17 protein-coding genes and 1 other annotated feature are annotated in these 14,329 nt (G+C 43.0%); of the genes, 16 read left to right on the top strand and 1 reads right to left on the bottom strand.

The window, feature by feature from the left end; genetic code table 11:
* Nucleotides 1-64: 64 nt before the first annotated feature.
* The 14 genes from asnA (at nt 65) to trpB (ending at nt 12,820) form a co-directional block, all read left to right on the top strand.
* Entirely contained in the window at nt 65-1,057 is a 993-nt protein-coding gene (gene asnA, locus HMPREF2917_RS06350) for an aspartate--ammonia ligase (protein WP_003005888.1), read from the top strand.
* Between the two features lie 248 nt (nt 1,058-1,305).
* Nucleotides 1,306-1,845 (top strand): 16S rRNA (guanine(966)-N(2))-methyltransferase RsmD, encoded by a 540-nt coding sequence (gene rsmD / locus HMPREF2917_RS06345; RefSeq protein ID WP_070589649.1) that lies wholly within the window; start codon nt 1,306-1,308, stop codon nt 1,843-1,845.
* Complete coding sequence (gene coaD, locus HMPREF2917_RS06340) at nt 1,835-2,323, top strand: pantetheine-phosphate adenylyltransferase (RefSeq protein WP_031575884.1); 489 nt, start codon at nt 1,835-1,837, stop codon at nt 2,321-2,323. Before rsmD ends, coaD begins: the two co-directional genes overlap by 11 nt.
* Nucleotides 2,307-3,389: a SepM family pheromone-processing serine protease gene (locus HMPREF2917_RS06335; protein WP_045763983.1), complete on the top strand. Its 1,083-nt coding sequence runs from the start codon at nt 2,307-2,309 to the stop codon at nt 3,387-3,389. The genes coaD and HMPREF2917_RS06335 overlap by 17 nt, the downstream gene beginning before the upstream one ends.
* A gap of 162 nt (nt 3,390-3,551) precedes the next feature.
* On the top strand, nt 3,552-4,262 hold the full coding sequence (gene ccdA2 / locus HMPREF2917_RS06330) for a thiol-disulfide oxidoreductase-associated membrane protein CcdA2 (RefSeq protein WP_070589647.1): 711 nt from the start codon (nt 3,552-3,554) through the stop codon (nt 4,260-4,262).
* A 26-nt stretch (nt 4,263-4,288) separates the two neighbouring features.
* Entirely contained in the window at nt 4,289-4,627 is a 339-nt protein-coding gene (locus tag HMPREF2917_RS06325; RefSeq protein ID WP_070589645.1) for a hypothetical protein, read from the top strand.
* A 56-nt stretch (nt 4,628-4,683) separates the two neighbouring features.
* Complete coding sequence (locus HMPREF2917_RS06320) at nt 4,684-5,244, top strand: redoxin family protein (RefSeq protein ID WP_070589738.1); 561 nt, start codon at nt 4,684-4,686, stop codon at nt 5,242-5,244.
* 12 nt (nt 5,245-5,256) lie between these two features.
* Nucleotides 5,257-6,378 (top strand): peptide-methionine (R)-S-oxide reductase MsrB, encoded by a 1,122-nt coding sequence (gene msrB / locus HMPREF2917_RS06315; protein ID WP_070589644.1) that lies wholly within the window; start codon nt 5,257-5,259, stop codon nt 6,376-6,378.
* 58 nt (nt 6,379-6,436) lie between these two features.
* Nucleotides 6,437-7,171: a response regulator transcription factor gene (locus tag HMPREF2917_RS06310; protein WP_048715808.1), complete on the top strand. Its 735-nt coding sequence runs from the start codon at nt 6,437-6,439 to the stop codon at nt 7,169-7,171.
* A complete protein-coding gene (locus HMPREF2917_RS06305; protein ID WP_070589642.1) occupies nt 7,168-8,880 on the top strand; it encodes a cache domain-containing sensor histidine kinase in 1,713 nt (570 codons plus the stop codon). Before HMPREF2917_RS06310 ends, HMPREF2917_RS06305 begins: the two co-directional genes overlap by 4 nt.
* A gap of 145 nt (nt 8,881-9,025) precedes the next feature.
* Complete coding sequence (locus HMPREF2917_RS06300; protein ID WP_070589640.1) at nt 9,026-9,601, top strand: YutD family protein; 576 nt, start codon at nt 9,026-9,028, stop codon at nt 9,599-9,601.
* Nucleotides 9,602-9,607: 6 nt separating this feature from the next.
* Nucleotides 9,608-10,696: a dual-specificity RNA methyltransferase RlmN gene (rlmN, locus tag HMPREF2917_RS06295; RefSeq protein WP_049498547.1), complete on the top strand. Its 1,089-nt coding sequence runs from the start codon at nt 9,608-9,610 to the stop codon at nt 10,694-10,696.
* Entirely contained in the window at nt 10,683-11,210 is a 528-nt protein-coding gene (locus HMPREF2917_RS06290) for a VanZ family protein (RefSeq protein WP_070589638.1), read from the top strand. Before rlmN ends, HMPREF2917_RS06290 begins: the two co-directional genes overlap by 14 nt.
* A 67-nt stretch (nt 11,211-11,277) precedes the next feature.
* Nucleotides 11,278-11,512, top strand: a binding site (T-box leader).
* 120 nt (nt 11,513-11,632) lie between these two features.
* Nucleotides 11,633-12,820 carry a tryptophan synthase subunit beta gene (trpB, locus tag HMPREF2917_RS06285; protein WP_070589636.1) on the top strand — a complete coding sequence of 396 codons (1,188 nt, stop codon included), beginning with the start codon at nt 11,633-11,635 and terminating at the stop codon, nt 12,818-12,820.
* Between the two features lie 6 nt (nt 12,821-12,826).
* Here the strand turns inward: trpB and HMPREF2917_RS06280 are convergent, their stop codons facing one another.
* Nucleotides 12,827-13,486 carry a prepilin peptidase gene (locus tag HMPREF2917_RS06280; RefSeq protein ID WP_070589634.1) on the bottom strand — a complete coding sequence of 220 codons (660 nt, stop codon included), beginning with the start codon at nt 13,484-13,486 and terminating at the stop codon, nt 12,827-12,829.
* 87 nt (nt 13,487-13,573) lie between these two features.
* Between HMPREF2917_RS06280 and HMPREF2917_RS06275 the strand changes: the two genes are divergently transcribed.
* Nucleotides 13,574-13,792 (top strand): YqgQ family protein, encoded by a 219-nt coding sequence (locus HMPREF2917_RS06275; RefSeq protein ID WP_003017930.1) that lies wholly within the window; start codon nt 13,574-13,576, stop codon nt 13,790-13,792.
* The gene (locus tag HMPREF2917_RS06270) at nt 13,792-14,175 is read left to right on the top strand and encodes a rhodanese-like domain-containing protein (protein WP_070589632.1); all 384 of its coding nucleotides are present in this window, start codon (nt 13,792-13,794) and stop codon (nt 14,173-14,175) included. Before HMPREF2917_RS06275 ends, HMPREF2917_RS06270 begins: the two co-directional genes overlap by 1 nt.
* Nucleotides 14,176-14,329: the final 154 nt, after the last annotated feature.

Here is a 14,329-nt window from a genome sequence, read left to right as displayed (position 1 = left end):
AGACTTGATTTTGATTGAAAAAAGAGTATAATCATTTCTAAAATGTCTATAAATGAGGAACTATATGAAAAAAAGTTTTATCCACCAACAAAAAGAAATTTCGTTTGTTAAAACGACGTTTACGCAGTATTTAAAAGATAAATTGGACATCATTGAAGTCCAAGGGCCAATTTTGAGCAAGGTCGGAGACGGGATGCAGGATAACCTTTCTGGGATTGAACATCCGGTATCTGTAAAGGTCCTTCAAATTCCTGATGAGACTTATGAAGTCGTGCATTCACTTGCAAAATGGAAACGCCATACTTTGGCACGTTTTGGTTTTGGCGAAGGAGAAGGTCTCTTTGTCCATATGAAGGCTCTTCGTCCAGATGAAGATTCGCTAGATGCTATCCACTCTGTTTATGTAGACCAATGGGACTGGGAAAAAGTCATCCCCAATGGTCAACGCAACATCGCCTACCTCAAAGAAACGGTTGAAAAAATCTACAAGGCGATTCGTTTAACAGAACTAGCAGTAGAGGCGCGCTATGATATTGAGTCAGTTCTTCCAAAACAAATTACCTTCGTTCACACAGAAGAGTTGGTGGAACGCTATCCAGATTTAACTCCAAAAGAGCGTGAAAATGCCATTGCCAAAGAATTCGGAGCCGTTTTCTTGATCGGTATTGGTGGAGAGCTTGCAGATGGCAAACCACACGATGGACGTGCACCTGACTACGATGACTGGACAACAGAGTCTGAAAATGGCTACAAGGGCTTGAATGGTGATATCCTCGTCTGGAATGACGTTCTAGGTTCCGCCTTTGAGTTGTCTTCAATGGGGATCCGTGTTGATGAAGATACGCTTCGCCGTCAGGTTGCGATCACAGGGGACGAGGATCGTCTCCAATTAGAGTGGCACAAGGCTTTGTTAAATGGTCTCTTCCCACTCACGATTGGTGGTGGGATTGGACAATCTCGTTTGGCTATGTTCTTACTTCGTAAGAAACATATCGGTGAAGTCCAAACCAGTGTCTGGCCTCAATCTGTCCGCGATGAATATGAAAATATCCTATAAGGAAAGAAAGAGAGTGGGACAGAAATCGGTCATTCGTTAGAATTCGATTTCGTCGTTCCACCTCCGCACAGTTGAGTAGGCCTGTATAAGCTGATGAAATCAGCGTATTAGAGCCCACTCAACAACTGCGTCTTGCTCGACAATCCAAAAACAATAGAGAGGCTAGGACTTTTGTCCCAGCCTCTTTTAATTGTCGCTTGACCATATCAAATCGCAATTTTCTGATTTTTTTTGGTATAATGGTCCCTATGAAAATAGTATCTGGAACCTATGGGGGGCGTCCCCTCAAAACACTTGAAGGAAAAACAACCAGGCCGACTTCTGATAAGGTCAGAGGGGCCATGTTCAATATGATTGGTCCTTACTTTGATGGTGGAAGAGTACTGGATCTCTATGCAGGAAGCGGTGGGCTCTCTATCGAAGCAGTTTCTCGAGGTATGTCAGAGGCCGTTCTAGTAGAAAGAGATCGTAGAGCGCAGGAGATTGTAGCAGCCAATATTGCCATGACCAAGGAAAAGGAACGGTTTCAACTGCTAAAAATGGAGGCCAAGCAGGCCTTAGGGCTTTTAACGGGCACCTTTGATTTGGTGTTCTTAGACCCTCCTTATGCCAAAGAAGAGATTGTTCGCGATATCGAAACCTTGTGCGAGCGCCAACTCTTGTCAGAGGACATCCTAATTGTGTGCGAAACCGATAAACACGTAGAACTTCCTGAGGAAATCGGACAAGTGGGAATCTGGAAAGAAAAAATCTATGGAATTAGTAAGGTAACAGTATATGTCAGATAGAAGTGGATTGTTTACAGGATCGTTTGATCCGATTACCATTGGGCATGTGCAATTGATCGAGCGAGCTAGTCGCTTGTTTGACCGTGTCTATGTCGGAATTTTTTATAATTCGGAAAAAGTCGGACTCTTTTCCATTGAGCAGCGTGTGCGCATGGTGAAAGGGGCCTTGGCTCATTTGGAAAATGTTGAAATTGTGACGTCGACTCAAGAGTTGGCTGTGACAGTGGCGCGCAATCTTGGCGTGGTCACCTTGATCCGGGGCTTGCGCAATGCACAGGATCTGGTATACGAAGCCAATATGGATTATTTTAATCACCAGTTGGCGCCTGAATTGGAGACGGTTTATCTCTATGCCCAGCCTCCTTACCAGGCCATTAGTTCAACGCGTATTCGAGAGTTGCTGGCTTTTCAACAGGATATCTCACCTTATGTACCAAAGAGTGTAATGGAGGAAATCAAAGATGACACAAGCGAATAAACCAAGCTTGCCTACAAAAAAGAAAAAAGGACGATTGAAAGAATACCGATGGCCGATTGCAGGCGTTCTTTTCTTGCTCCTCTTGCTAGCTGCCTTTGTGATTCGCCTTCCCTATTATATTGAGATGCCAGGAACGGCCGAAGACATTCGATCGGTCATGACAGTGGATGGAAAAATGGATACCAAGTCAGGATCTTATGACTTTGTAACCGTAGCAGTGAAAGAAGCGACTCCGGCTGATTTGATCTATGCTTGGGCGACACCTTTTACAGATATCTACTCTGCCAAAGATATGACAGGTGGTAGTTCGAGCCAAGAATTTACGCGGATTAACCAATTCTATATGGAAACCTCGCAAAATATGGCCATCTACCAAGGGTTAAAGACAGCTGGAAAAGAAACCCAGATGGACTTTCTTGGTGTTTATGTCATGCAGGTGGCAGATGATTCGACCTTTAAGGGTATCTTGAACATTGCGGATACCGTCACCGGTGTGAATGGCAAGACCTTTAAGAGTTCCAAAGAATTGATTGACTATGTTGGTTCTCAAAAAATTGGCGATCCCGTTTCAGTGACCTATATTGAGGATGGACAAACCAAGACCGCAGACGGAAAGATCATCAAATTGTCCAACGGGAAAAACGGAATCGGGATTAGCCTGATCGACCGGACTGAAGCCAAAGGCGATGTTCCTGTCCAGTTTGCGACCCAAGGGATTGGTGGACCAAGTGCCGGTATGATGTTTAGCCTAGCCATCTACACTCAAGTGGCGGATCCAGATCTTCGTCAGGGACGCCATATTGCAGGGACAGGAACCATTAACCAAGATGGAACGGTTGGCGATATCGGTGGGATTGACAAGAAAGTCGTCGCAGCCGATAAAGAAGGAGCAGAAATTTTCTTCGCCCCTAATAACCCTGTTTCTAAAGAAGAAAAGAAAGCCAATCCCAAGGCCAAATCAAACTATGAAACAGCGAAAGAAGCAGCAAAACAAATTCATTCGAAGATGAAAATCGTACCTGTAAAAACCTTGCAGGATGCTATTGATTATTTGAAGAAGAAGTAGAAGTATCTTGTTAGATCAGTCTCGTACTTGAAAGTACGAGATAGAGTTGGCAGATAGGAAGATTCATCTTCTAATCAAATTCAAGTTTTTGCTTATCAATCTCTCTATTTTTAGAGGGATTTTTTCTTTATACTGGTATCAGAAAGAAAGGGAGGTAGTGAAATGATTCAAACCAGTTTGTTTTCCATTTCAGTATTCTTAGCGGGAGTTCTATCCTTTTTCTCCCCGTGTATTTTGCCACTGATGCCAGTCTATGTAGGGATTCTATTGGATTCTGAGCATGAAAAAACGGTGCGTATTTTTGGAAGAGACATTTCTTGGTATGGCCTGGTGAAGACTCTTTGTTTTATCGCAGGTCTATCAACTGTTTTCCTGATTCTAGGATACGGTGCAGGGGCCCTTGGCCAGGTGCTTTATGCTCCCTGGTTCCGTTACCTACTAGGAGGGATTGTCATCTTATTGGGAATCCATCAGATGGGCCTCATCAATCTTCAGCAACTCCAAAAACAAAAGAGTATCCAACTGAAGAAGGATGAAAAACGCAATGAATTCTTCAATGCTTTTCTGATAGGGGTCACCTTCAGTTTTGGTTGGACCCCTTGTGTCGGACCAGTTTTGAGTTCTGTTTTAGCCATTGCCGCTTCTGGAGGAGATGGTGCTTTACAAGGCGCTCTCCTGATGCTGGTCTATACATTAGGCTTGGCTCTGCCTTTCTTGCTTTTGGCCTTGGCTTCTAGCTGGGTTCTACAACATTTTGCTAAACTCAAGCCCCATATGGGAACCTTGAAAAAAATTGGTGGTGCCCTCATCATCTTGATGGGTATCTTGCTGATGCTAGGAAATCTTAATAGCCTCGCATCCCTGTTTCACTAATCTTGAATGATTAAAGGAGAAAAATCATGAAAAAAATTCTTGCACTTTCTATTGCTACACTTAGCATCGTCACTTTAGCAGCTTGTTCTGGACAGAAATCAGATTCAGACATGAAAAAAACGGACGATAGTAGTATGATGAAGAAGGACGATATGAAGAAGGACGATATGAAGAAGGATGACATGAAGGATTCATCCATGTCCGATGATAAAATGAAAAAAGAAGACATGAAAGATTCATCTATGATGTCTGACAGCAGTTCTGAAATGAAGGACGATATGAAAAAGGATGAGATGAAATCCAGCGATTCAGAAATGAAAGACGAAAAGAGTGGATCATCTGATATGAAATCAGACAAGGAATGAAAGAAGGGAGAGGTCATCTGAGGATGACTTTCTCCTTGTTTAAAGAGGTGATAATGATGAAGAAATTAGCTTTAGTAGCTGCAGGATTCTTGTGTACTGGACTTTTGGGGGCTTGCTCGAGTCAAGGAATGGCTACTTCCAATAAGGACATGAGCCAACAAACAGCCAAAGCTGGGGCTAGGCAACCATCTGGCAAGAAAGTGAAGGAGTTTAACCTGCAAGGAGTAGACGGTAAGACCTACCGCTTATCCGATTACAAGGGAAAGAAAGTTTACCTCAAATTTTGGGCTTCCTGGTGCTCTATTTGCCTATCGACATTAGAGGATACCAATGAGTTGGCAAAAGAAGAGGCGGGTAAGGATTATGTGGTCTTATCCGTTGTAGCTCCAACTTTTAATGGTGAAAAATCAGAAGCAGATTTCAAAAATTGGTACCAGTCTTTGGATTACAAGGATTTCCCAGTCTTGCTAGATAGTAAAGGAGAACTTCTAAAAGAGTATGGGATTCGTTCTTATCCATCGGCACTCTTTATTGCAAGCGATGGAACTCTCGCTAAGACCCATATCGGTTATATGAGCAAGGAAGACATCATCCAGACTCTAAAAGAAATGAAGTAAGGAGGACATAAAATGGAAACAAAATGGAAACTCATTTCCATTCTTCTAGTGGGGCTATTTTGTTTTGGAATCTTTTTCCTTGTCAAAGGATCCATGGCCTTGGATACATCAGATGCGACGACTGAGCAGATCAAAAAAGCGTCCATGAGTCAGACACCAGTAGCAAACAAAAAGCAGGAAGAAAAAGTCAATCCAGAAGACCAACGAGAAATCTATCTAGCTGGTGGTTGCTTCTGGGGTGTGGAAGAGTATTTTTCCCGTGTTCCGGGTGTCATTGATGCCGAATCAGGTTATGCCAATGGAAAAGGGGATACCACCAAGTATGAATTAGTCCCTCAAACAGGCCATGCTGAAACAGTTCATATCACTTACAATGTCAAGCAGGTATCTCTGAAAGAATTGCTCCTGCATTATTTCCGGATTATCGACCCAACGTCGAAGAATCGTCAAGGAAATGATCAAGGGACTCAATACCGAACAGGTGTCTATTATGTCTCTCAAGAAGACCTTCCAACCATTAACCAAGTCTTTGAAGAGGTAGCAAAAAAATACGACAAACCGTTAGCAGTGGAAAAAGAGGAACTGAGCAATTTCATCAAGGCTGAGGACTACCACCAGGATTATCTAAAGAAACATCCGAATGGGTACTGCCATATCGATGTCAATCAGGCTTCTTATCCTGTTATTGATGCTAGCCGCTACTCCAAGCCAAGCGATGAGGAAATCAAAAAGAAGTTATCTCCCGAAGAGTATGCGGTGACACAAAAAAATGATACTGAACGTGCCTTCTCCAATCGTTACTGGGATCAGTTTGATACCGGTATTTATGTAGATGTCGTGACTGGTGAGCCGCTCTTTTCCTCCAAGGATAAATTTGATTCTGGTTGTGGTTGGCCAAGTTTCAGTCGGCCTATTAGTCCTGATGTGGCAATCTATAAGGAGGATAAGAGTTTCAATATGACTCGGACAGAGGTTCGGAGCCGTGTGGGAAATTCCCATCTGGGCCATGTTTTTACCGATGGTCCCAAGGAAAAAGGCGGCCTTCGCTATTGCATCAATAGCTTGTCAATCAAATTCATCCCTAAAGCAGAAATGAAAGAAAAGGGCTACGGTTATTTATTGGACTATGTCTGAGACATTTGGAACCACAATTTGCTATAATAAGCATAGCAAAGACAAGTAGGTGAAAGACATGTATGCGATCATGATTGTGGAAGATGAAGAGCTTATCCGGCAGGGACTGACTTCCTTAGTGGATTATGAACAGTTTGGAATGACCGTCATCAACCAGGCAGAAAATGGCCGTGAGGCCTGGGAGAAGTTTCAAGATCAACCAGCCGATATCCTTCTAACCGATATCAATATGCCACAAATGAATGGCTTGGATCTGGCCCATCTCGTCAAAGAGCAGTCTCCGTCTTGTCATATCATTTTTTTGACAGGTTATGATGACTTTGAGTTTGCGAGGAAAGCCATCAAGTTAGGTGCAGATGATTATTTGCTGAAGCCTTTTTCAAAAGATGATATTGAAGAGATGTTAGCAAAGGTGAAAGGAAAACTCGATCAAGAGCGAAAAAAGGCGCAAGTCGAAGATTTGGTCAGTCATGGTTATTCAACAGACTTAGAAGAAGCCATTCATGCTCGTTTAGCAGATTCCCAGTTAACCCTGAAGGATTTGGCCTATCAACTTGGTTTCAGTCCCTCTTATCTAAGTGTATTGATCAAGAAAAAATTGGGACTTCCCTTTCAAGAATATCTCATCCAAGAGCGAATGAAGAAGGCTCGCCTCTTGCTTCTCACGACAGATTTAAAGATTTATGAGATCGCCGATCAGGTTGGTTTTGAAGATATGAACTATTTTTCTCAACGTTTTAAGCAGGTTGTTGGGGTGACGCCAAGGCAGTACAAAAAAGGAGAGCATGAATGAAACGATATCCCTTGCTGATCCAGCTGGTCCTCTACTTTTTTCTCTTCATTCTCTTACTTTTTGGTCTCATCGGTAGCCTTTACTATCAAACGAGTTCAGGGGCGATCCGCCAGCTAACGGAGCGGACGACAAGAAATAGTATCGACCAAAGTAGTCAGTTTATCACGTCTTATCTAAAAAAATTAAAGCAGACCACAACAGTGCTTAGTAAGGAACAGGCTGTTCGCCAATTTGCCCAAGATAGGAGTGCGGATCAAGAAACGGTTCAGCACTTGATGCGAACGATGATTGAAACGGATCCGGACCTGGTCTCAGCAGTCCTGGTGACTAAGGACGGACGTCTGGTAGCGACAGATACCAAAATCAGCATGCAGACTTCCTCAGATATGATGAATGAAAGCTGGTATCAAGAGGCGATTAAGGAAAGAGCTATGCCAGTTTTGACGCCAGCTCGAAAGGAATCCTTGACCTCGGAAAAAGAGAAATGGGTGGTTTCTATTACCCAAGAAGTGGTCGATCAGACTGGTCAAAATCTCGGAGTAGTACGCTTGGATATTGGCTACGATAGCCTTCAGGCTTACTTGGATCACCTTCAACTAGGGAAACAAGGCTTTAGTTTTATCATTAATCAAAAGCATGAGTTTGTCTACCATCCTAAAAAGGCGGTCTATTCCTCCAGTCAAGAAATGCAGGCTATGCAGCCCTATATTGCTGTGAAAGATGGCTATACAAAAGGAGGGCAGAATTTTATCTATCAGGTTCCGATTCCAGATAGTGATTGGACCTTGATTGGAGTGGCTTCACTTGAAGGACTTCAGATGCTTCAGTCGCAGCTCCTGTACTCTTTTATTGGCCTAGGATTACTAGCTTTGATCATGTGTTTAATAGGGATCGGCTTTGTTCTGCGTTTGTGGATCAAACCCTTACGAGACCTTCAGACTATCATTTTGAGGATTGGAGCAGGAGATGCTCACGTGAGAGCTGCAACCAAAGGATCTCCAGAATTGGTGGACCTCGCTCAAGCTTTTAATGCCATGTTGGACCAAATCGATAACCTCATGCAACAGGTCAAGGAAGAGGAGCAGAACGCACGGCGTTACGAGTTGCGGGCACTTTCGGCTCAGATTAATCCGCATTTCCTCTACAATACCTTGGATACGATTGTCTGGATGGCGGAGTTTAATGATAGTCGGCGCGTGGTCAACATCACTAAGTCTCTGGCTCAATATTTTCGACTAGCTCTCAACCAAGGCCAGGAACAAATCCTACTGAGAGATGAAATTGACCATGTCCGCCAGTATCTTTTCATTCAAAAGCAACGTTATGGTGAAAAGCTCAACTATGAAATTCTAGAAGATGAACGGTTAAGCGACTATCAGCTCCCCAAATTAGTGCTTCAACCCTTAGTGGAAAATGCGATTTACCATGGCATTAAAGAGATCGATCGGCCAGGTCTCATTCGAGTGACGACTGAAGTCAGTGGAGACTATGCCTGCGTATCGATTTTTGACAATGGACGAGGATTTGACCGATCAGAGTCAACAGACCAAACCCTTCTTCGTTTAGGAGGTGTTGGCTTGAAAAATGTGGACCAACGATTGCATCTTCAATTTGGCGAAGCCTATCATATGGAGATTGATTCTAAGGCCAATAGCTATACAAAAATCACTCTTTTTTTGCCCCTTTCATCATCTGATGAACATGTATAGAGACAAAGATTGCCTTCTTTGTCTCTTTTTCCTTTTGGAAGCTCTCAAAGGAATTTCAACTCTTTTCTAGTCAAATCTGACGCAAGTCATCAAATTTATGATAGAATAAAGTGTTACAGTAAATAGATTTTGATGAAGGAACACTATGCGAAAAGAGATTGACCCTGAATTATATAATTACAATAAATTTCCTGGACCTGTCTTTCGTCAGGTAGGAGACCAGATCCTTTCAGAAAACCTCTCCTTTGAGTTGTTAAAAAATGAAAAAGAAGCATTTGATGCGACCGTATTTGGTCAACGATTTTCTGAGATTTTAACCAAGTTTGATTACATTGTTGGTGATTGGAGCAATGAGCAGTTGCGCTTGCGTGGCTTCTATAAGGAAGAGCGCGATGTTGCAACGATGGATAAACTAAGTCGCTTAGACGATTATTTGTTAGAATATTGTAGCTATGGTTGCGCTTATTTTGTCCTTGAAAATAAGGAACCTCATCGTGCTTCCTTTGATAAGAAATCACCGGTCAAAAAAGCTCAATCAGAAGAAAGAGAGCCGAAGAAGCGTTCGCGCAATCGCAAACAAAAAGATCGTTTCCAAAAACGAGAACGCGACAAGGGACAGTCAGCCAATAACTCGAAAAAAACAAGACCGTCTGCTGAGACCAAAAAAACAACGAAGACGAACAACAAACGTCATTTTGTGATTCGACAAAAAGAGGAGTAAGAAAGAATGAAACCATCCATTTATAGTTTAACACGCCAAGATATGATTGATTGGGCGGAAGAAAACGGCGAAAAGAAATTCCGTGCAGCACAAATCTGGGAATGGCTCTATCGCAAACGCGTCCAGTCTTTCGAAGAAATGACCAACCTTTCTAAGGATTTGATTGCAAAGTTAAATGATCAATTTGTCGTCAACCCACTTAAGCAACGGATCGTGCAAGAGTCAGCAGATGGAACGGTCAAGTATCTTTTTGAATTGCCAGACGGCATGTTGATTGAAACCGTCTTGATGCGTCAGCACTATGGCTTGTCAGTCTGTGTCACCACTCAGGTCGGATGCAATATCGGCTGTACCTTCTGTGCATCTGGTTTGATCAAAAAACAACGCGATTTGAACAATGGGGAAATCGTGTCTCAAATCATGTTGGTCCAAAAATACTTTGACGAACGTGGCCAAGATGAACGGGTCAGCCATATCGTTGTCATGGGGATCGGAGAACCATTTGACAACTATAACAATGTCTTGAAATTTATCCGGACGGTCAACGATGACAAGGGATTAGCGATTGGTGCTCGCCATATTACCGTGTCAACTTCTGGTTTGGCTCATAAAATTCGTGACTTTGCAAATGAAGGTGTGCAGGTCAATTTGGCAGTGTCTCTTCATGCTCCAAATAATGACTTGCGCTCTAGCATCATGAAGATCAACCGAGCCTTTCCAATTGAAAAATTGTTTGTGGCGATTGAATACTATATTGAGACTACGAACCGTCGGGTGACCTTTGAGTACATCATGCTCAATGAAGTCAATGATGGAGTCGAGCAAGCCTTAGAGTTGGCAGAATTGCTCAAGAATATCAAGAAATTGTCTTATGTCAACTTGATTCCTTACAATCCTGTCAGTGAGCATGACCAATATAGCCGGAGTCCAAAAGAACGGGTCATGGCCTTCTATGATACCTTGAAAAAACAAGGTGTTAACTGTGTAGTGCGTCAAGAGCACGGTACAGATATTGATGCAGCCTGTGGCCAATTGCGTTCAAATACCATGAAACGGGATCGGGAGAAAGCGATTGTTGAACATGCGCAACCTTAAACAAGGGCTGATGGATCAAACAGAACTAACAAAGAGAGGAAGAAGGCTGTTACAGAGTGGCAGCTTCTTCTATTTTATCCTCTTGTGCCTGATGTGCTTTTTGCCTCAACAGCCAGAGCCAGGTATGGAAACACCGGGAATTCAACATTTTGGTCGCATCGTCGTCCTACTGGTTCCACTTAATTCGTTGATGAATTTTGGCCAGATCACCAGTGTCATCCAACTCATCAAGGTGATTCTCCAAAACGTAGCCAATGTCTTTTTGTTAAGCCCGCTGGTCTTTCAACTTCTCTGGCTATGGCCCTGGTTGCGGAGTCACAAACGGGTCTTACTCTTTGGCTTTGGTCTAAGTCTATGGATTGAATCTAGCCAAGTGCTCTTAGATCTTTTGTTTGATGCCAATCGTGTCTTTGAGCTAGATGATTTGTGGACCAATACCTTAGGGGCTTACCTGGCCTATCTAGGCTTTCAGTATCTCCAAGCGCGATTGCTAGCCAAAAATGGGGAAATGTAAAATCCGAACATTTCAGTCACTTTTTGAAATTTTTGTTGACAAAGTCAGAAGCGGGAGCTATAATAGCTTCAAGACATCAGAAAAGTAGAGATTTTTCTCACTTCCAGGGAGCTTGTGGTGATTGCGAACAAGCAGTGGTGAATCTTGAAATGGGCTGATGCGTTTATGATGATGAATTTGAAACAATAAAAATTCGGTGAGCACACCTTATCGTGCACCCTGTTGTTAGACAGGTCAGAGATGTAGGAGAAAAATAGCTTCCTACAATTGAGGTGGCACCGCGGTATCGAATCGTCCTCACACAGATTTTTCTGTGTGAGGTTTTTTTATCTCAAAGGAACCCAGTGAGACTGCAGCTCAAAGGGCCAGCGAGAGAAAAAGATCATAAACAGGATTGAAGATATAGAAAAGAGGACACAATCATGACAGAAACAAAAGGCTATTTCGGACAATTTGGTGGATCTTTCGTACCAGAACCCATTCAAAACTTGCTCAATCAATTAGAGGAAACCTTTGAACAGTATAAAAATGACCCAGAATTTATCGCAGAATACAAACATTATCTGAAAGATTATTCTGGACGGGAAACACCGCTCTACTTTGCGGAAAGTTTGACAGATCATTTAGGTGGGGCGAAAATTTATTTGAAGCGCGAAGACTTGAACCACCTAGGTTCGCATAAATTGAATAACGTTTTGGGGCAAATTCTCTTGGCTAAGCGCATGGGCAAAACACGCGTGATTGCTGAAACAGGAGCTGGTCAACACGGTGTAGCTACAGCAGCTGCGGCAGCTAAATTTGGTATGGCCTGTGATGTCTACATGGGGGCAGAAGACGTGGAGCGTCAACGTCTCAATGTCTTCCGCATGGAAATGATGGGGGCAACCGTTCATGCGGTTGAAACAGGAACCAAGACCTTGAAAGACGCCGTTGATGCTGCGTTTGGAGCATGGATGGCAGACCTCGATGCCTTTTACGTTTTGGGTTCTGCTGTTGGACCTCACCCTTACCCAACCATTGTGCATGAATTCCAAAAAGTGATCAGCGAAGAGTCTAAACGTCAAATCTTGGAAAAAGAAGGTCGTTTGCCAGACTATGTGATTGCCTGTGTTGGTGGTGGCTCCAATGCCATCGGTGCCTTTTCTGAATATGTCGCAGAAGAGGAAGTCGGTTTGGTTGGGGTAGAAGCTGCTGGTCATGGCTTGGATACCGATCAGCACGCCGCTACCATGACCAAAGGGACTGTAGGAGTTGTCGATGGCATGAAGACTTATGCTGTCTTTGGCGAAGATGGAAAAGTAGCGCCAGTTTACTCGATTTCTGCTGGTTTGGACTACCCAGGGGTTGGTCCAGAGCATGCTTTCTTTAAAGATTCTGGTCGTGTTGAATATGTAGCGGCGACAGATGATGAAGCAGTAGAAGCTCTTCTTCTTCTCAGCAAGACAGAAGGGATCCTTCCAGCCATTGAAAGCTCACACGCGATTGCAGAAGCGGTCAAACGTGCTCCACAATTGAATAAAGACAAGATTATCATCATCAACGTTTCCGGACGTGGGGATAAGGACGTGGCTGCTATTGCCGATTATTTGGAAGCAAAAGCTGCAAAATAAGAAGAATTATCTAAAAAACATCGTATAAAGCAGTAAAGCGTGATAACTGAGAAAGAGACAGGGAACAAAGGGAATCCGGTCTCTTTCTTTTTTGAGGGCAAAGAAGAGAATGCCTAAGATGGATGCGATCTGGATGAGAATGAGGATCTTGGTAGAAGAAAAGCTGAGTGAGAAGGTGGCGAGTAAGAGAAAATCTCCCGCCCCCATTCCAATAAAGAAAAAGTGGGCACCGATCGCAAGGAGTAAAAAGACCAGCATGAGGAGATTACTAGCGGATAAAAAGAGGACTAAGGCATGGAGACAACACCAGATGGCCAAGGGGTATTCCATAAAGCGTAGGTCATAGATGGCTAAAACAGCAGATCCGAGTAACGTCAGAAGTTGAGGCAGAGAAAGAAAACCATTGGCACAGGCTAAGAAGATCAGGCCACTCCAGATCTCAAAAAGGCAGTACCAAAATGGGTAGGTCTGATGACAATAGCGACAGCGAAAACGATGCAGTAGTTGCGAGATAATGGGGATGAGATCCCAAACTCCAAGGACGTGCTGGCAGTGATCGCAATGACTGCGAGGAGTGAGAATGGATTGGTTTGGGAAGCGATCGACCACTAGTCCCAAAAAAGAGGCGAAACAAGTACCGATGGTAAAAAAATAAAAGTTGATCATACTTATTTATTCGTAAACAAATCGAAAAATGTCATCATTTACTTGAAAATCTTGTAAAGCCTTTCTAAATTTGATACAATAATGAACATGAAAAACCTGTATGATGTTCAACAATTTTTAAAACGTTTTGGAATCATCATTTATGTGGGGAAGCGCCTCTATGACATCGAATTGATGAAAATTGAGCTTCAACGTCTTTATGATGCAGGCTTGATGGAGCGGCTCGATTATTTAGAAGCCGATACCGTTTTAAGAAGAGAGCACAAGCAAGAATTAGAATTTTTGAAAAAGAGTGAGGTAGAGTGATGGGAAATATCATTTTTTGGTTGGTTGTTTTAGGAATAGTTGGATGGATGGTGTTTAATTATTTCCGCATCCGTAAAGCTGCTAAATTTGTGGACAATGCTGCTTTTGAAGAGTTGATTCGTAAAGGGCAGTTGATTGACTTGCGAGAGCCAGTTGAGTTTCATGCAAAGCATATTTTAGGAGCGCGCAACATTCCTTCTACTCAGTTGAAGTTGAGCCTTGCGGCCTTGCGCAAAGACAAACCGATTTTGCTCTATGAGAATAGCCGTAGTTCGCGTGTCACCAATGCGGCTCTCTATCTCAAGAAACAGGGCTATACAGACATTTATGTCTTGTCTTATGGTCTTGATTCTTGGAATGGGAAAGTGAAAAAAGACGCTTAATAAAAGAGAGTGGGACAGAAATCGGTCATTCGTTAGAATTCGATTTCGTCGTTCCACCTCCGCACAGTTGAGTAGGGTTGTAAAAACTGATGAAATCAGCGTAGTAGGGCCCACTCAATGCACGACAATCCAAAAACAATTAAGAGGCTAGGAC

It is taken from the genome of Streptococcus sp. HMSC061E03, assembly GCF_001813505.1.
GTDB lineage: Bacteria > Bacillota > Bacilli > Lactobacillales > Streptococcaceae > Streptococcus.
The sequence above is the reverse complement of the archived record's forward strand: the minus strand, read 5'-3'. Positions and strand labels throughout refer to the sequence as shown.